Source organism: Pseudomonas sp. EA_65y_Pfl2_P74, assembly GCF_963970575.1.
GTDB classification, from domain to species: Bacteria; Pseudomonadota; Gammaproteobacteria; order Pseudomonadales; family Pseudomonadaceae; genus Aquipseudomonas; species Aquipseudomonas baetica_A.
The window spans coordinates 82,214-99,302 of sequence record NZ_CAXAOQ010000022.1; the positions used below are offsets into that span (position 1 = coordinate 82,214).

At 60.6% G+C, this 17,089-nt stretch carries 18 protein-coding genes; 12 read left to right on the plus strand and 6 right to left on the minus strand.

Translation table 11 applies throughout. The features are described 5' to 3' along the window. Positions 1–278 precede the first annotated feature (278 nt). The 5 genes from AACY18_RS18420 (at position 279) to AACY18_RS18440 (ending at position 5,524) form a co-directional block, all read left to right on the plus strand. The gene (locus AACY18_RS18420) at positions 279–1,040 is read left to right on the plus strand and encodes a gamma-glutamyl-gamma-aminobutyrate hydrolase family protein (RefSeq protein ID WP_339432728.1); all 762 of its coding nucleotides are present in this window, start codon (positions 279–281) and stop codon (positions 1,038–1,040) included. 371 nt (positions 1,041–1,411) lie between these two features. Then, positions 1,412–2,554, plus strand: a complete 1,143-nt coding sequence (locus tag AACY18_RS18425; RefSeq protein ID WP_339465627.1) for an ABC transporter ATP-binding protein — start codon at positions 1,412–1,414, stop codon at positions 2,552–2,554. A gap of 29 nt (positions 2,555–2,583) precedes the next feature. Next, the gene (locus AACY18_RS18430) at positions 2,584–3,465 is read left to right on the plus strand and encodes an ABC transporter permease subunit (RefSeq protein ID WP_339432751.1); all 882 of its coding nucleotides are present in this window, start codon (positions 2,584–2,586) and stop codon (positions 3,463–3,465) included. Next, positions 3,462–4,340: an ABC transporter permease subunit gene (locus AACY18_RS18435; protein WP_339432730.1), complete on the plus strand. Its 879-nt coding sequence runs from the start codon at positions 3,462–3,464 to the stop codon at positions 4,338–4,340. The genes AACY18_RS18430 and AACY18_RS18435 overlap by 4 nt, the downstream gene beginning before the upstream one ends. Positions 4,341–4,426: 86 nt before the next feature. Beyond that, the gene (locus AACY18_RS18440) at positions 4,427–5,524 is read left to right on the plus strand and encodes a polyamine ABC transporter substrate-binding protein (protein WP_339465629.1); all 1,098 of its coding nucleotides are present in this window, start codon (positions 4,427–4,429) and stop codon (positions 5,522–5,524) included. 239 nt (positions 5,525–5,763) lie between these two features. Here the strand turns inward: AACY18_RS18440 and thpR are convergent, their stop codons facing one another. Continuing rightward, a complete protein-coding gene (gene thpR, locus AACY18_RS18445) occupies positions 5,764–6,303 on the minus strand; it encodes an RNA 2',3'-cyclic phosphodiesterase (RefSeq protein WP_339432732.1) in 540 nt (179 codons plus the stop codon). A 105-nt stretch (positions 6,304–6,408) separates the two neighbouring features. On the opposite strand from thpR, the gene AACY18_RS18450 reads away from it, so the two are divergent. After that, positions 6,409–6,603 carry a hypothetical protein gene (locus AACY18_RS18450; protein ID WP_339432733.1) on the plus strand — a complete coding sequence of 65 codons (195 nt, stop codon included), beginning with the start codon at positions 6,409–6,411 and terminating at the stop codon, positions 6,601–6,603. A gap of 118 nt (positions 6,604–6,721) precedes the next feature. Here the strand turns inward: AACY18_RS18450 and AACY18_RS18455 are convergent, their stop codons facing one another. Beyond that, positions 6,722–7,075: a DUF1428 domain-containing protein gene (locus tag AACY18_RS18455; protein WP_339432734.1), complete on the minus strand. Its 354-nt coding sequence runs from the start codon at positions 7,073–7,075 to the stop codon at positions 6,722–6,724. A gap of 2 nt (positions 7,076–7,077) precedes the next feature. Next, positions 7,078–8,157 carry a hypothetical protein gene (locus tag AACY18_RS18460; protein ID WP_339465630.1) on the minus strand — a complete coding sequence of 360 codons (1,080 nt, stop codon included), beginning with the start codon at positions 8,155–8,157 and terminating at the stop codon, positions 7,078–7,080. 211 nt (positions 8,158–8,368) lie between these two features. Here AACY18_RS18460 and AACY18_RS18465 point away from each other — a divergent pair, with 211 nt between their 5' ends. The 4 genes from AACY18_RS18465 (at position 8,369) to paoC (ending at position 12,690) form a co-directional block, all read left to right on the plus strand. After that, entirely contained in the window at positions 8,369–8,644 is a 276-nt protein-coding gene (locus AACY18_RS18465) for a hypothetical protein (protein ID WP_339432736.1), read from the plus strand. A gap of 274 nt (positions 8,645–8,918) precedes the next feature. Next, positions 8,919–9,542: an aldehyde dehydrogenase iron-sulfur subunit PaoA gene (gene paoA, locus AACY18_RS18470; protein ID WP_339432737.1), complete on the plus strand. Its 624-nt coding sequence runs from the start codon at positions 8,919–8,921 to the stop codon at positions 9,540–9,542. Beyond that, positions 9,539–10,495, plus strand: coding sequence for an FAD binding domain-containing protein (locus tag AACY18_RS18475; protein ID WP_339465632.1), 957 nt, complete (start codon positions 9,539–9,541; stop codon positions 10,493–10,495). Before paoA ends, AACY18_RS18475 begins: the two co-directional genes overlap by 4 nt. After that, positions 10,492–12,690 carry an aldehyde oxidoreductase molybdenum-binding subunit PaoC gene (gene paoC, locus AACY18_RS18480; protein ID WP_339465633.1) on the plus strand — a complete coding sequence of 733 codons (2,199 nt, stop codon included), beginning with the start codon at positions 10,492–10,494 and terminating at the stop codon, positions 12,688–12,690. The genes AACY18_RS18475 and paoC overlap by 4 nt, the downstream gene beginning before the upstream one ends. 58 nt (positions 12,691–12,748) lie before the next feature. Here paoC and AACY18_RS18485 read toward each other — a convergent pair whose 3' ends face one another. After that, a complete protein-coding gene (locus tag AACY18_RS18485) occupies positions 12,749–13,225 on the minus strand; it encodes a (R)-mandelonitrile lyase (RefSeq protein WP_339465634.1) in 477 nt (158 codons plus the stop codon). Positions 13,226–13,321: 96 nt separating this feature from the next. Here AACY18_RS18485 and AACY18_RS18490 point away from each other — a divergent pair, with 96 nt between their 5' ends. Then, entirely contained in the window at positions 13,322–14,215 is an 894-nt protein-coding gene (locus AACY18_RS18490; protein WP_339465635.1) for a LysR family transcriptional regulator, read from the plus strand. A gap of 6 nt (positions 14,216–14,221) precedes the next feature. On the opposite strand, the gene AACY18_RS18495 is transcribed toward AACY18_RS18490, so the two are convergent. Further along, complete coding sequence (locus AACY18_RS18495) at positions 14,222–15,166, minus strand: aldo/keto reductase (protein ID WP_339432742.1); 945 nt, start codon at positions 15,164–15,166, stop codon at positions 14,222–14,224. Positions 15,167–15,278: 112 nt separating this feature from the next. Between AACY18_RS18495 and AACY18_RS18500 the strand changes: the two genes are divergently transcribed. Continuing rightward, positions 15,279–16,049, plus strand: coding sequence for an alpha/beta hydrolase (locus tag AACY18_RS18500; protein WP_339432743.1), 771 nt, complete (start codon positions 15,279–15,281; stop codon positions 16,047–16,049). Between the two features lie 77 nt (positions 16,050–16,126). Here AACY18_RS18500 and AACY18_RS18505 read toward each other — a convergent pair whose 3' ends face one another. Beyond that, entirely contained in the window at positions 16,127–17,068 is a 942-nt protein-coding gene (locus AACY18_RS18505; RefSeq protein WP_339465636.1) for a DHH family protein, read from the minus strand. Positions 17,069–17,089: the final 21 nt, after the last annotated feature.

Below are 17,089 nucleotides of genomic sequence, written 5' to 3' on the forward strand. Positions count from 1 at the left end.
CACCTATTTAGCTGTTAATTATTATGTTCACTGCTGTTTCGCCGAGCCAGTCAATCCGAAAGACAAAGTGAAGTCAATAGCGAACACCTGACCGCCCAGCCTTTATTTTTAGGGCTTTTTTTAACACTTTCATGCCAACACAAGCGCCAGACACCCGGAAACCGTGAAAGATGGATGAACGGCGTTTAGAATTTTTTACATGGCAGTTGTTAATTAAAATCAACGAGGCTAAGCTCCGGAAAAGCTCGTTCAAGTGTCAAACTTCGAGGTGAATAAAAATGGCATTCAAGCCATTGATCGGCGTTACTGCGTGCGTCAAACAGATTGGCCTGCACCCCTATCACATCAGCGGCGACAAGTACGTTCGCGCTGTCAGCGTTGCGGCGCTGGGGCTGCCGGTGGTCATTCCTTCCCTTGGCAACCTGACTGAAATCGATGACCTGCTCGGTCAACTCGACGGTCTGTTGCTGACCGGCTCGCCCTCCAATGTGGAACCTTTCCACTATCAAGGCCCGGCCAGCGTCCCCGGCACGGATCACGATCCGGCGCGAGACGCCACCACCCTCCCTTTATTGCGTGCCGCCATTGCGGCGGGCGTTCCAGTGCTGGGCATTTGCCGTGGTTTCCAGGAAATGAACGTCGCGTTCGGCGGCAGCCTGCATCAGAAGGTGCATGAGTTGCCGGGCATGCTCGATCACCGCGAAGCCGACAGCCCGGATGTGGCCGTGCAATACGCACCGGCCCATGCCGTCACCGTGCTTGGTGGCGGCGTGTTCGAAGCGCTGGGGTTGCCGGACGAGTTCCAGGTCAACTCGATTCACAGTCAGGGCATCGACCGCCTCGCTCCCGGCCTGCGCGCCGAAGCGGTGGCGCCGGATGGCCTGATCGAGGCGATCTCGGTGGAGCACAGCCCGACCTTTGCCCTCGGTGTGCAATGGCACCCGGAATGGCAGGTACTCGATAACCCGAACTACCTGAGGATTTTCCAGGCGTTCGGCCAGGCTTGCCGGCAACGGGCGACGCGACGCAACCAACGCTGACCCAACCCGGGATTTCATCACTGTTTACTGCCCCCACGGGTCGGCGGCTGCGCGTTTGTGCATCCGTCATCCGTGAAAACGACAAACCGTAATAACAACAAGTACGACCCAGGCAGCCAGGACGGCGGCGCCGACCAAGCCGGATCGGTAAGAGCAGTGCCCGTCAGGACAACGCAAAACCCTGTGGGAGCGGGCTTGCTCGCCAAAGCGGTGTGTCAGGCAACAACGATGTCGATTGACACGACGTATTCGCGAGCAAGCCCGCTCCCACAGGGGGATGTGATCCGACAGGCAATGCGCTGACCGCTCTGCAATCCACTTTTAAGCCAGGCCACATTGGCCCGGCGAACGAAACCTGTTGGGAGTTTCACATGGCAAACGCCTCCAGCACTTACAGGAAGGCTCTTGAAGGTCATCAGCAACCGAAAAAGGTTCTGGTGAAAGTCGATCGCGTGACCAAGAAGTTCGACGAAACCACCGCCGTGGACGATGTGTCACTGGAGATCCATCAGGGCGAAATTTTCGCCCTGCTCGGTGGCTCCGGTTCGGGCAAATCGACCCTGCTGCGCATGCTGGCCGGTTTCGAGCGCCCGACTGAAGGGCGAATCTTGCTCGACGGCGTGGACATCACCGACATGCCGCCCTACGAGCGGCCGATCAACATGATGTTCCAGTCCTACGCGCTGTTTCCGCACATGACCGTGGCGCAGAACATTGCCTTCGGCCTCAAGCAGGACCGTTTGCCCACCAGCGAAATCGACGCCCGCGTCGAAGAGATGCTGCGCCTGGTGCACATGACCCAATACGCCAAGCGCAAACCCCATCAGTTGTCCGGCGGCCAGCGTCAGCGCGTCGCCCTCGCCCGCTCGCTGGCCAAACGTCCGAAGCTGTTGCTGCTCGACGAACCGATGGGCGCACTGGATAAGAAGCTGCGTTCGCAGATGCAGCTGGAACTGGTGCAAATCATCGAACGCGTCGGCGTAACGTGCGTGATGGTGACGCACGACCAGGAAGAAGCCATGACCATGGCCGAACGCATCGCGATCATGCACCTGGGCTGGATCGCGCAGATTGGTAGCCCGATCGACATCTATGAAGCCCCGGTCAGCCGCATGGTGTGCGAATTCATCGGCAACGTGAACGCTTTCGACGGCACCGTGGTGGAAGACCTGGAAGGTCACGCGATCATTCACAGCTCGGACTTGCAGCAGAAGATCTACGTCGGCCACGGCGTCAGCACCTCCGTACAGGACAAGTCGATCACCTACGCGATCCGTCCGGAAAAAATGCTCGTCAGCACCACCCAACCGGAGTTCCGCTACAACTGGTCTGAAGGCAAAGTGCATGACATCGCCTACCTCGGCGGCCACTCGGTGTTCTACGTCGAATTGCCCGGCGGCAAGATCGTTCAGTCGTTCATGGCCAACGCCGAACGTCGTGGCGCGCGGCCGACCTGGGACGACAAGGTCTACGTCTGGTGGGAAGACGACAGCGGCGTGGTACTGCGCTCATGAAAACCTTCAATCAGCAATTCCTGCGCCTGGTGCCCAGCGGGCGAAAACTGGTGATCGGCATTCCGTTCATCTGGCTGTTCCTGTTCTTCATGCTGCCGTTCTTTCTGGTGATGAAGATCAGCTTCTCGGAAGCAGCCCTGGCCATTCCGCCCTACTCGGAGATCTACACCTACGCCGAGCAGAAATTCCAACTGTTGCTGAACATCGGCAACTACACCCTGTTGGGTGAAGACGACCTTTATCTGTCGGCCTACCTCGGCTCGCTGAAGGTCGCGGCACTGAGCACGCTGATGTGCCTGGGGATCGGCTTCCCGATGGCTTACGCGATCACCAAGGCGAGCAAGGAAGCGCAAAACGTCTTGCTGCTGCTGATCATGATGCCGACCTGGACGGCGATCCTGATCCGCGTGTATGCGTGGATGGGCATTCTCAGCAACAACGGTTTGCTCAACGCGTTTCTGATGTGGACGGGGCTCACCGATCACCCGATCGAAATCCTCAACACCAACACGGCCGTGTATATCGGTGTGGTTTACGCCTATCTGCCGTTCATGGTGTTGCCGTTGTACGCCAACCTCGTCAAACACGACGGCAGCCTGCTGGAAGCCGCGTCAGACCTGGGCTCGAGCAACTTCAATAACTTCTGGAAAATCACCGTGCCGCTGGCCAAGAACGGCATCATCGCCGGTTGCATGCTGGTGTTCATTCCGGTGGTCGGTGAGTTCGTGATTCCAGAACTGCTCGGTGGCCCGGAGACGCTGATGATCGGCCGCGTGTTGTGGCAAGAGTTCTTCAACAACCGCGACTGGCCGGTGGCGTCCGCCCTGGCAGTGGTGATGCTGTTGATCCTGATTGTGCCGATTCTGCTGTTCAACCGCAGCCAGGCCAAAGAGATGGAGGCACGGGGATGAAACGCTTCGGTTTTGCAAAGTTCATGCTGATCTTCGGCCTGATGTTCATCTATCTGCCGATGCTGATTCTGGTGATCTATTCGTTCAACGCCTCGAAACTGGTGACGGTGTGGGGCGGTTGGTCGGTGAAGTGGTACGTCGGCCTGCTCGACAACACGCAACTGATGGGCTCGGTGCTGCGCTCGCTGGAAATCGCCTGCTACACCGCGATTGCCGCTGTTGCCCTCGGCACCCTGGCTGCGTTTGTGCTGACGCGGGTCACACGCTTCAAGGGGCGCACACTGTTTGGTGGTTTGGTCACCGCGCCGTTGGTGATGCCCGAAGTGATTACCGGTCTGTCGTTGTTGCTGCTGTTCGTGGCGATGGCGCAGTTGATCGGTTGGCCGCAGGAACGTGGCATCGTCACCATCTGGATCGCCCACACCACGTTTTGTGCAGCCTATGTGGCGGTGGTCGTTTCCGCCCGATTGCGTGAACTGGATCTGTCGATTGAAGAAGCGGCAATGGATCTGGGGGCAAAACCCTTCAAGGTGTTTTTCCTGATCACCATTCCGATGATTGCGCCGTCGCTGGCGGCGGGCGGGATGATGTCGTTTGCCTTGTCGCTGGATGACCTGGTGTTGGCAAGCTTCGTGTCGGGTCCGGGTTCTACCACCCTGCCGATGGAAGTGTTCTCGGCGGTGCGTCTGGGCGTGAAGCCTGAGATCAACGCCGTGGCCAGCCTGATTCTGCTGGCGGTGTCGATCGTGACCTTCCTGGTCTGGTATTTCGGCCGCAAGGCAGAAGCCAACCGCAAACGTGCGATTCAGGAAGCGATGGATCAGACCGCCAATGAGTCGTGGCAACAACCGCAACGCACCGCTGCCAGCGCTTGATAACGGATGTTGTGGCGACGGGGCTTGCCCCCTCGCCACAGATTTACCGCGTTGAGTTTTTGAACAAGAACAATGGAGTTGTACCGATGAAAATGTTTGGCAGGACTCTGCTGACACTGTCCTTAATGGGCGCAATGGCCATGGGCGCCCAGGCCAACGACAAGGTGCTGCGTGTTTACAACTGGTCCGATTACATCGCGCCGGACACCGTCAAGAAGTTTGAAGACGAGACCGGCATCCGCGTGACCTACGACGTCTTCGACAGCAACGAAACCCTTGAGGCGCGTTTGCTGGCGGGCAAATCCGGTTACGACATCGTCGTGCCGTCCAACAGTTTCCTGGCCAAGCAGATCAAGGCCGGCGTGTATCAAACGCTGGACAAATCGAAGCTGCCGAACTGGAAAAATCTCAACCCGGTGCTGCTGAAAAACGCCTCCGCCAGTGATCCGGACAACGCTCACGCGTTCCCGTACATGTGGGGCTCGATCGGTATCGGGTTCAATCCGGCCAAGGTCAAGGAAGTGCTCGGCGCCAACGCCCCGACCGATTCCTGGGACTTGCTGTTCAAGCCCCAAAACGCCGAGAAGCTCAAGGCGTGTGGCATCAGCTTCCTCGACTCGCCGACCGAAATGCTCCCGGCCGCCCTGCACTACCTGGGCTATCCGGTGAACGACAAGGACAAGTCGCACATCCTCGAAGCCGAAGTGCTGTTCATGAAGATCCGCCCGTACGTGGCGTACTTCCACTCTTCGAAGTACATCTCCGATTTGGCCAACGGCAACATCTGCGTGGCCGTCGGTTATTCCGGTGACGTGCTGCAGGCCAAGGCCCGGGCGGCGGAATCGGGCAACAACGTGAAGATCGACTACAGCATCCCCAAGGAAGGCGCCGGCAGCTTCTACGACATGGTCGCGATCCCGCGTGATGCGGCGAACGTCGACAACGCGTACCTGTTCATGAATTTCCTGATGCGTGCTGACATCATCGCCGAAGTCACCAACAACATCGGCTACAGCAACGCAAACTCGGCGGCGACGCCACTGGTGGATGAAGCGATCCGCAACGATCCGGGCTCGTACCCGTCGCAAGCGGTGATGGCGACGTTGTATGCGGTGCCGGATCAGCCGATTGCCACCCAACGGATCATGACCCGCGGCTGGACGCGGGTGAAACTCGGCCAGTAACCGCCCCCCCCTGTGGGAGCGGGCTTGCTCGCGAAAGCGTAGTCTCAGGCACCTGTGAATTGGCTGACCTGACGCCTTCGTGAGCAAGCCCATTCCCACAGGGGATAGGTGGCGGTTTGAAGATTTATGATTTCCCGTTCACGCAGCGCCTTACCACCGCTGCCCCCACATGAACGGCCTCACCTGGCTCCCTCGGCTCAGGTGAATTTCAGGCGCCCTCGGGCGCCTTTTTTTGTCGCTCAGGTCAGCGGCCAATCCTGCAAAACGCGGTAGCGCCCCTTGTGCGATTCAAACAGGGCAAAGCGCTCGGCACGCAGGCAGAACTCCGGCGGTGTGGCGGCTTCCGGCTCGGGCGCACGGTAATCACGGGCCAGCGTCAGATGCGGGCGAAACGCGTGTGACGGCGCCTCAAAACCAAACGGCAACATGGCCTGCTCAAGCGCATAGACCAAGCGCAATAACGCCTGCGGTGCCTGCTCGGGCGCCAACGACAGCACCCCGGCGCGATGCCAGACCTGCAAGCGATCCAGCGAAATCCGCACAGCCTCTCCCGGCGTGCGTACCTTACTGGCGGCTTCGCAGACTTCGCCGATCTGCGCCAATGGCACGGCACCGAGAAACAATAACGTCAGGTGAAAATTGTCGGCGGGCACGGGTTTGCCGGCCCTCAAGCCCAACTCCCCACGCCACTGGGCAATCGCCTTGCGCTGCGCCAGTGGACAGTCCAGGGCAAAGAACAGCCGCTTGGACGGCAGATCCCCGTGTTTTTCATCCGTCATGGCCTGGCTCCTTATAGGGTTGTGATTGCCGATTCTACCTGCCCCTTTCTGACGACTCGCCACACAAGTCTATAGTTCAAGGATTGCCATCAACCGGAGGCCGCCATGCGCGAGATCCTCAGCAAAGAGCCGTGGTGGGCCAGGCCACCGAGTCCCGGGCAGGACGAAGCCGAGCTCGAATGGGGCTGGCTGGTGCATTACAGCGAAGGTGAGCCGCGCTTCGAGTTTGTCCGAGAGCGGCCAACGGATGAGCAGATTCGTCATCGCAAAGGCTGTCGGATTACTCCATCGGCAGAGTGAAATACACACCTGTGGGAGCGGGCTTGCTCGCGAAAGTGGTGTGTCAGGAAACATTATTTTTGAATGACATACCGCGTTCGCGAGCAAGCCCGCTCCCACAAAGGGACTTGCGTGAGTTTCAAGGTTCGATGAGGTATTTGAACCCGGCGAAGATCATTCGCTGCCCGTCGAACGGCATCGGGTTGACGTCCGGTTGCATGCGCGGGTCGTCCATCATTTTCGCCATGCCCGCATCGCGGGTGGCCTTGTCCGGCCAGATCAGCCAGCCGGAGGCCACGGTTTCATCTTCCTTGAGTTTCACCGCCATCGGGAACGACGTGATCTTGCCGTCCGGCACGTCTTCACCCCAGCATTCGACGACGCTCAGGGCGCCGTACTCCTTGAACAGTTTCGCTGCGATGACACAGTGTTTTTTGTATTGCTCGCGATTGGCGGTCGGCACGGGTGCGACAAAGATATCGATGTAGGCCATGGTCATTCTCCTTGCAGGTTGGGTTCGATCTGCTGATTGGTCGATGGTGGCGGCTGCCATTCGACACGGTTCGCCCCAAACCCGACCAACGGCTCTTCACCTGCGCCCAGATTGCGCTCGATCTGCCCGGCCATGTGCAGCGTGCCGGCCATGACACCGGTGGTCGGGTTTTGCACCAGCTTCAACCAGGCCTTGTCGAAGGTGTTACCCAGACTGCTGCGGATCAGCGCCTCACTGTCGGGGCGGTCGTTGGCCTGGATGATTGCGCGAATACCCGCCACGCCCACCGAAATCATCGCCCCGGCCAGCTTGCCGGCCGCAGCGGCCACTGCGCTGGCGGCGCCGCGCGGGGCCATTTGCGCCTCCATCCGCTGGCTGGCGCGTTTGGCCACCGGGGCCATACCGGCGTCGGTCGAGGCAATGCCTTTCGAACCACCGTCGGTGTGGATTTTGTCGATCAGCGCCGCGTAGGCCGGCAGCGTGTTCAACGGTTCGCTGCTGATGACCTGATACAGCGACGCATCCCGCGCCGGCGGCGGGCCGAGGGCGATCGCCGCAATCCTCTGCAAATGTCCATTGAGCTGAGCCATCGGCACGCCATGCCGCTGAGCGATGAGCGGCATCTGCCGGGCCATCAGTTGCGCATAGAACGCCGTGGCCTGGCCAAGAATCGCGTCCGGATCGATCTCCACGGCCACCGGCGCCAACACCTTTTCCTGATATTGCTCAAGCAGATACGCCGCCAGACGCTTGGCCGACGCGTCCTCCTCACCACCCGCGCTGATCGTGTACCAACTGACCTTCATCGACAGCCATTCCTGGGTCCAGTAACTGCTGAACCACGGGATGAAATTTTCTTCAGTTTGCTGATAGACGCGAGTGCGCCAATGTTCCATCGAGCCACGGGCGAACAGCTTGACCTGCTCGGTGGACTGTTGCGAGGCGTTGACGATTTCGCGGTCGATTTGCTGCCAGGTGGCGGGTGAAACCACCACCGCCGGCACCGTTACAGGGGCCCGCGCCGGAGAGGCGCAGCCGGCCAGCAGAAACAGGGCGGCAACGAGCAGCGCGCGCGGTGTCACGGTTTTGGTCTCCCAGAGTAAGGAGCGGCAAATTTGAGTATAGGTGCGGGAGACAGGCCGTTTGTCTGGTATTGGGTCAAATACAGCTCCCACAAGGGGTCTGCGCCAACCATCAATACCGTCGATATCCAACATCGCGACGATTGCGTTCCGCCCGCCGCACATCAAAGGCACGATTGCGCCATCCGAACCACAACGAGGCGTTCACATCATGATTCACACCATCACGCTCTCTGTAAGTTTCCCGGTGTTCGGCAGCAACTACTACGAACAACACGTCGTGCAACGCAAGGCGCAGGCGTTGGTGTTCAACGACGATTTCGACGATTTGCTGATGCCCGCCGCGACCCATCATTTCAGCAATGAAGTGGTCGGCATCAACGATCAGTTCCGCTTTCTGAGCGACATTCTCGCCACCCATTTGCTGGATCTCGAGGCCTCGACGCCTGCGCGATCCCGCGTCCAGGCGAGCGCTCATTTTTTATAACGGCTGAAGGCAACCCCTGTGGGAGCGGGCGTGCTCGCGAAAGCGGTGGATCATTCAACCTCTCGTTGATTGAAACGCCCCTTCGCCAGCATGCCCGTTCCCACAATAAATCTGAAGATTCATGAGCCATGCGCATAACTCTATAGCGCAAATCCGCAAAAACCTTTTCCTCTCTCCAGCGGTCATTCCTCAAACGAGACTGGCAAACATGCCGGCGCGCCCCTCTGGGCCTTTTGTGACCCTGCTGCCCTGATGAGAGTAAAGGAATCGAACCATGCCGATTTCCCGACGTAAATTTCTGATCCTCGGCGCCGTGACCGCGACGGCGTTTGCGATGCCCCCCTTTATCAGCCTCAAGGCCTATGCGGCCAACCTGGAGCAATCGGCCATGAGCAAAATCACCTTAAACGTCAATGGCAAACCTCAGACCCTTGAGGTCGACAATCGCACCACCCTGCTCGATGCCTTGCGCGAAAACCTGCAGATGACCGGCAGCAAAAAAGGCTGCGACCACGGCCAGTGCGGCGCCTGCACGGTGATCGCCGATGGCCGGCGAATCAACGCCTGCCTGACCCTGGCGGTCATGCAAGAAGGCAGCGAGATCACCACCATCGAAGGCCTCGGCATGCCGGACAACCTGCATCCGATGCAAGCCGCGTTCATCAAGCACGACGGCTATCAGTGCGGTTATTGCACACCGGGGCAGATCTGTTCGGCGGTGGCGGTGCTCAAGGAGATCCGCGACGGCATTCCCAGCCACGTCAGCGCCAGCCTGACCGAACCACCGCAAATGATCGCCGCTGAATTTCAGGAACGCATGAGCGGCAACATCTGCCGCTGCGGCGCCTACTCGAACATCATCGAAGCCATCACTGAAGTCGCAGAGGTGCCGGCATGAGAGCGTTCAATTACAGCCGCGCCGACTCCCCCGCCACAGCCGCAGCGCAAGCCGCGCAAGTCGAAGGCGCAAAGTTCATCGCTGGCGGCACCAACCTGCTGGATTTGATGAAACTCGACATCGAAACTCCGCTGCACCTGATTGATATCAATCACCTGGGGCTGGATCAGATCGAAGCCACGCCCGAGGGCGGTTTGCGTATCGGCGCCATGGTCCGCAATACCGATCTGGCCGCCGACGCGCGCGTGCGAAAGGACTACGCCCTGCTCTCCCGTGCCTTGCTTGCCGGAGCCTCCGGGCAGTTGCGCAACATGGCGACCACGGCGGGCAACCTGCTGCAACGCACCCGCTGCCCCTACTTCTACGACACGAATCAAGCCTGTAACAAACGCAACCCCGGCAGCGGATGCGCGGCGATTGGCGGGGTCAGTCGGCAACTGGGCATTATCGGCGTCAGCGATGCCTGCATCGCCACCCACCCAAGCGACATGGCGATTGCGATGCGCGCCCTCGACGCACAGATTGAAACGGTCAAGCCCGATGGCAGCACCCGTCGCATCGCCATGGCGGACTTTCATCAGTTGCCGGGGCACACGCCGCACATCGAAACCAGCCTGACCGCTGGCGAGTTCATCACCGCAGTGACTTTGCCGGCGCCGGTGGGCGGCACCCACATTTATCACAAGGTGCGTGATCGTTCGTCCTACGCGTTTGCCCTGGTGTCCGTCGGTTTGATTCTGCAAAAGGACGGTAGCGGCCGCGTTGCCGTTGGCGGTATCGCGCCAAAACCGTGGCGGGTGGAAGCGGCTGAAGCCCTGCTGCCCCAGGGCGCAAAAGCCGTCAGCGCGCGCCTGCTAGACGGCGCCACGCCGACCCACGACAACCAGTTCAAACTGACCCTGGTCGAGCGCACACTCGGCTCGGTGTTGGCGCAAGCGAGGGAGCAAGCATGAAATTCGACACGCCCGCCACCACCAACCCGATCGACCAACTGAAGGTCATCGGCAAACCCACCGACCGTATCGAAGGCAAACTGAAAACCTGCGGCCAGGCGCCTTACGCCTACGAGCAACATGAAGCGGTGGCCAATCAGGCTTATGGATTTATGGTCGGTGCGGCCATCGCCAAGGGCCGAATCAGCCACATTGATCTGGAGGAGGCGAACGCAGCGCCAGGGGTTTTGGCGATCGTCACCGCGGCCAACGCCGGCAAACTCGGCAAAGGCAAATTCAACTCGGCGCACTTGCTGGCCGGGCCTCAGGTTCAGCACTATCACCAGGCCGTGGCGCTGGTGGTGGCCGAAACCTTTGAACAGGCACGGGCCGCCGCGCAATTGGTCAAAGTCGATTACGTCGCGACCAAAGGCGAGTTCGATCTGGCCAGCGTGCGCGACCAGGGTGTCGAAGCGAAGGACGAATTGCCGGACGTCACCCACGGCGATTTCGCCAAGGCTTTCGCTGCCGCGCCGGTGCAGTTCGATCAGACCTACACCACCCCCGATCAGTCCCACGCGATGATGGAACCCCACGCGACACTGGCCGCCTGGAAAGGCGATCAACTGACCCTGTGGACCTCCAACCAGATGATCGCCTGGAGCGTCGGCGACGTTGCCCAAACCCTCGGTCTGCCGAAGGAGAACGTCCGTTTGATCTCGCCATACATTGGCGGTGGCTTCGGCGGCAAACTGTTCATCCGCGCCGACGCGATCCTCGCGGCCCTCGGTGCGCGCATGGCCAACCGCCCGGTGAAATTCTCCATCGCCCGCCCGCAGATCGCCAACAACACCACCCACCGCCCCGCCACCCTCCAGCGCATTCGCATGGGCGCGACAGCGGATGGCAAGCTCACGGCCATCGCCCACGAAGGCTGGTCTGGCAATCTGGAGGACGGCAAGGTGGAAGTCGCGGCGCAACCGAGCCAATTACTCTACGCCGCCGAAAACCGTCTGGTCACCATGCGCGTGGCGCCGCTGGACCTGCCCGAAGGCAACTCCATGCGCGCCCCCGGCGAAACCCCGGGCCTGATGGCGCTGGAAATCGCCATGGACGAAATGGCTGAGCAGCTCAAACTCGACCCGGTTCAGTTCCGCATCCTTAACGACACGCAAGTCGACCCGGTGAACACCGAGCGGCCCTTCTCGCAACGTCATTTGATTGAGTGCCTGCAAACCGGTGCCGAAAAATTCGGCTGGGACAAGCGCAATGCGCAACCCGGCACGCGCCGCGAGGGCCGCTGGCTGATCGGCATGGGCGTCGCTGCGGCCATCCGCAACAACCTGCTGTTGAAATCCGGCGCGCGGGTGCGACTGGAGCGCGACGGCAAGGTCACGGTGGAAACCGACATGACCGACATCGGCACCGGCAGTTACACGATCATTGCCCAGACCGCCGCTGAAATGATGGGCGTTGGACTCCAGGACGTGACCGTACGGCTGGGCGACTCGAGTTACCCGGTGTCTGCCGGATCAGGCGGCCAGTTCGGTGCCAACTGCTCGACGGCCGGGGTGTATGCCGCGTGCATGAAACTGCGCGAAGCAGTGGCAGGCAAGTTGGGCATGGCTGCCGACAAGGCTGAGTTTAGCGACGGTCTGGTGCGCGTCGGCGACCAGCAGGTTGCGCTGCGCAACGCCGCACAGGATGGTGCGCTGCAGGCTGAAGACAGCATCGAGTTTGCTGACCTCGCCGAGCAATATCAGCAGTCGACGTTTGGAGCGCACTTCGTTGAGGTCGCGGTGGATGCCGCTACGGGAGAGGTGCGTGTTCGGCGCATGCTGGCGGTGTGTTCGGCCGGACGGATTCTCAACCCGAAAGCAGCGCGCAGTCAGGTCATCGGCGCGATGACCATGGGCGTGGGCGCAGCGTTGATGGAAGCGTTGGCGGTGGACACGCGACTGGGTTTTTTCGTCAACCATGATCTGGCCGGATATGAAGTGCCGGTGCATGCCGACATCCCGCATCAGGAGGTCATTTTCCTTGAAGAAACCGATCCGGTTTCATCGCCGATGAAGGCCAAAGGTGTCGGTGAATTGGGGATTTGCGGTGTGAGCGCGGCGGTGGCGAATGCGATCTACAACGCCACCGGTGCCCGGGTGCGTGAGTATCCGATTACGCTGGACAAGATTCTTTCGTCATTACCGGAAATGATCTGAAAAACCCCTCGGCCCAGGCCTCTCACTCAGGGAGAGGCCTGGGACGAGGGCCATGGGTTCACTCGCTGCGCGGATACTGCGCCTCACCAACCTGCTCCATCCACTTCACCACTTCTCCATCCTGCATTTCAGCGATGGCGATATGCGTCATCGCCGTGGTCGGTGCGGCGCCATGCCAGTGCTTGGCGCCGGGCGCGATCCACACGGTATCGCCAGGGCGAATCTGCCGCACCGGCTGCCCCCACTCCTGCACAAACCCCGCTCCGGCCGTGACGATCAACGTCTGCCCCAGCGGATGGGTGTGCCACGCCGTGCGCGCACCCGGCTCAAACGTCACGGTAGCGCCACTGACCCGCGCCCGATCAGTGCCCTTGAACGGCGCATCGATCCGCACGGTTCCGGTGAACCAATCCTCCGGCCCCTGGGCCGACGGTTGTGAGCCGTTGGGCGTAACGGTGACTCGCGGGATTTCGCTGGCTTGGGCGTCGGCGGCCAGCAAGGAAAGGGTCAACGCAGAAGCGGCAATCGGGTTCATGGCGGTCTCTCCAGCAAGTAATGCCTGAACTTTACCGGCGCCGACTCTTCAGATAATCGACTAGAGTTCGAAATAACTTATGCAGGAAACTCATTAATGCTTCGCGAAAACGCCAGTGACCTGCTCGCCTTCCTCGCCGTGGCGCGCGCGCGCAGCTTCACCAAAGCCGCCGCCAAACTTGGCATCTCGCAGTCCGCGCTCAGCCACACCATCCGCGCCCTCGAAGCGCGCCTTGGTCTGCGCCTGCTCATGCGCACCACTCGCAGCGTCTCCCCCACCGAGGCCGGCGAGCACCTGCTGCAAACCATCGGCCCGCGCTTCGAAGAGATCGAACTGGAACTCGCCGCCCTGAGCAACCTGCGTGAAACCCCGGCGGGCAAGATTCGCATCAGCGCCACCGATCACTCGCTGGACTGGCTGCTGCGCCCGGTACTCAAGGCGTTCCTGCCGAAATACCCCGACATCGCCGTCGAAGTCTGCTGCGATTACGGCTTCGTTGACATCGCCGGGCAAGGGTTCGATGCCGGCGTGCGCTTGGGCGAAGACGTTGCCCAAGGCATGATCGCCACGCGCATCGGCCCGGACATGCGCATGGTGGTCGTCGGCTCACCGGCCTACTTCGCCAGCCGTCCACCGCCACAAACGCCACGTGACCTGACCGACCACGCCTGCAACAACCTGCGCCTGCCCACCAATGGCGGGCTGTACACCTGGGAGTTTGAAAAGGACGGCGAAAGCCTCAAGGTGCGGGTGTCCGGGCAGATCACGCTGAATGGTGTCTACCCGTTACTCGACGCGGCACTGGACGGTTTTGGCCTGAGTTACATCCCGCAGAACCTCGTCACGGCGCATCTGGCAGAGGGTCGGCTGGTGCAAGTTCTGCAAGACTGGTGCCCGCGCTTCGCCGGTTATCACCTCTACTACCCGAGTCGGCGCCAGGCGGCACCGGCGTTTGCGTTGTTGCTGGAGGCGCTGCGGTTTCGCGGTTGAACGGGCCTAACCGACCCATGCAATCAACTGATGGCGTTGCGCATCAGTCAGCATCGGACCGAATCCGGCCTTGACGTTATCGGCCATGTAACGCGGATTCCCGGTACCCGGGATGACGCAAGTCACCGCCGGATGCGCCAGCAAAAACTTCAGCGCCAGTTGCGGCCAACTGTTGACCTGCACATCCGAGACCCACGCCGGGAGCGGTTTACCCTTGAGCCGGGCGAGCAAACCACCGCCGCCGAATGGCCGATTACAGATCACCGCCACCCCGCGTTCGCGGCACAGTGGCAGGATGCGTTGTTCCACGCCTCGGTCGTCGAGGGCGTAGTTGATCTGCAGGAAATCCAGCTGTTCGGCCTTCAGTAGCGCTTCAACTTCGTCATAGGCTGAAGGCGTGTAATGCGTGATGCCGATGTAGCGGATGCGCCCCTGCTCCTTCCATTCACGCAAGGTGGGCAGGTGGGTTTGCCAGTCGAGCAGGTTGTGGATCTGCATCAGGTCGATTTGCTCGGTGCGCAGCAGGCTGAACGACCGCTCCATCTGCGCGATGCCTTCCTTGCGCCCGCGCGTCCACACCTTTGTGGCCAGAAACGCCGGCGAGCGCGGTTCGTGGATCGACAGCAATTCGCCGGTGGTCTGTTCGGCGCGGCCATACATGGGTGAGCTATCGACCACCGTACCGCCCTTGGCGAACAATTCATCGAGCACCGCCGGTAGTTGCTTGTAGGCCAGATCGCCCGGCACAACATCAAAACCGCGATAGGTGCCCAGTCCCACCATAGGCAGGGGCTCCGAGCTTGAAGGGATGACACGGGTCTGCATGGCTTGGCCTCCGGTAGCGGCGCACGATGTGACAGCGGCCAGCGCCCGTTCAAAGGTGAAGACCGCCGAAACCCCGGCAGCCAGCGTGAGCAATCGGCGACGGGAGTAACCCTCAGTGTGGCTCATGCTGCCTCCCCCGCTGCGTGAGTCTGTTGCATGTTGTGTTGGAGGGCTGCCGGGGCGAACCGCTGGACTACACTGCGACAGCAAACCCTCACACCCCGTTAAAAGTAGCCGAATGTCCCGAACCCTGATGTCACTCGTCGCATTGATCGTCGCCGTTTACGTGGTGCTGTGCGCCGCGCTGTTCTTTTTCCAGCGCTCGCTGATCTATTTTCCGCAGCCCGCTGCCGTCGAGAGCGCCGATTCGCGTTTGAAACTGTCGATGCCGGACGCCGACATCTGGGTCGCTACGCGCGAGCGCGTCGGGCCTCGGGCGCTGATCTATTTCGGCGGCAATGCCGAGGATGTATCGCGCAATCTGCCGGCGTTTGCCGAAGCGTTTCCCGATTACGCGCTGTTTTTCCTGCACTATCGGGGCTTTGGTGGTAGCGGCGGTTCGCCATCCGAAGAAGCGATTGCCGAAGATGCGCTGGCGTTGTTCGATCAGGTATCTGCCCGCCATCCGCAGATTGCCGTGGTCGGGCGCAGTCTGGGGTCGGGCGTCGCCGTGCGCCTGGCCAGTGAGCGTCCGGCGGCGCAGTTGATTCTGGTGACGCCGTACAACAGCCTCGAAGAAATTGCGGCGCGGCAATACCCGTGGGTGCCGGTGAAGTGGTTGCTCAAGGATCGTTTCGAGTCGGGCAAGTACGCTGCGCATATTCGTGTGCCGACGTTGCTGCTGGCGGCGAGTGATGACGAGGTGATTCCCCGGGCCAGCACCGAGCGCTTGCTGGGGTATTTCCCCAAGGGCGTGGCCGTGCTCAAAGTGGTGCCGGATTCCGGGCATAACTCGATTTCCGAGCGCAGGCAGTATCTGGAGTGGATGGGGGATGTGTTAAACCGGTGAGGATGGTGGGCCTGGGAATTTGTGTTACCGGGACTGGCCCCTTCGCGAGCAAGCCTAGCGCGCAGCGATGCAGAGGGTTACTGGACGATGCTGTTTGGCGCGCCTTGACTGGCAGCAAAAAGCCCCAGTTTCAACAATTCCTTGCGCAGCATTGAAGGCGCTACAACAGCCACTCCAGCCTCCCAATCGAGAGCCAACAACCTATTCAATTTTTGTTGGCTAACGGTGGATGGCGCCAGAAAACAGCTTTTCCTGTCGCGGATACCGATGACATTCAGCACCCCGTCCTCGCCCTGCTCTGCGATCCAGCAGTTGATCGTCGGGCGGTGTTTTTGCAGCAAGGCATCGGCATCCCACACCGTCATTTGCGCGAAGTTATGTGGCAAATGGCTGTCGGGCTTCATCCGTTTCAAATCGGCTGCCAACGCAGCGGCGAGGTTAGCTTCGATGCCGGCCTGGCATTCAAGGAAATACTGTTCGGCCCAGTCAGCACAAAGCTTGGCTCTTGGCGCAAGTTCGGCATACGCCCCGATATCTGCCGCCGTAGTCGTCTGCCCGGTGAAATTGAGCGTGTTATCCAGAATCGCCGTGGCCAATAACGCGGCGCTTTGCTCGCTGATCTGCGACACCAAACCTGCCGCCTGCCAACGCTGAAAAACCTGCGTCGCCGCCGCGCCAATCGGTCGGATATCGGCGGCAGTCCCAAGCTTCTGCGCCCAGTAATGTTCATAACCCGGATGATGGTCGATCACTTCCACCACCTGATCGAGCACCACTATTGGGTCGACATGGTGATAGTCGGACACGTCGACCAGGACGAATTCGTCGTTCGGCTTCGCGGCGTAAACGTGCAGACTGGGGCCCCAACCGAGCACGGTTTTCGACACGCTGGCGTTGGGTTGTGTGCTGCTGACGGCACGAGCGGGAATGCCTTGCAGGTTCAACAGTTCTGCGTAGGCGATACAGCAGGCATAGGCATCGATATCCAGATAGGCCGCGCCCGAGGTGATGATTTTCATGGGCGGCAACATCGCATGGAT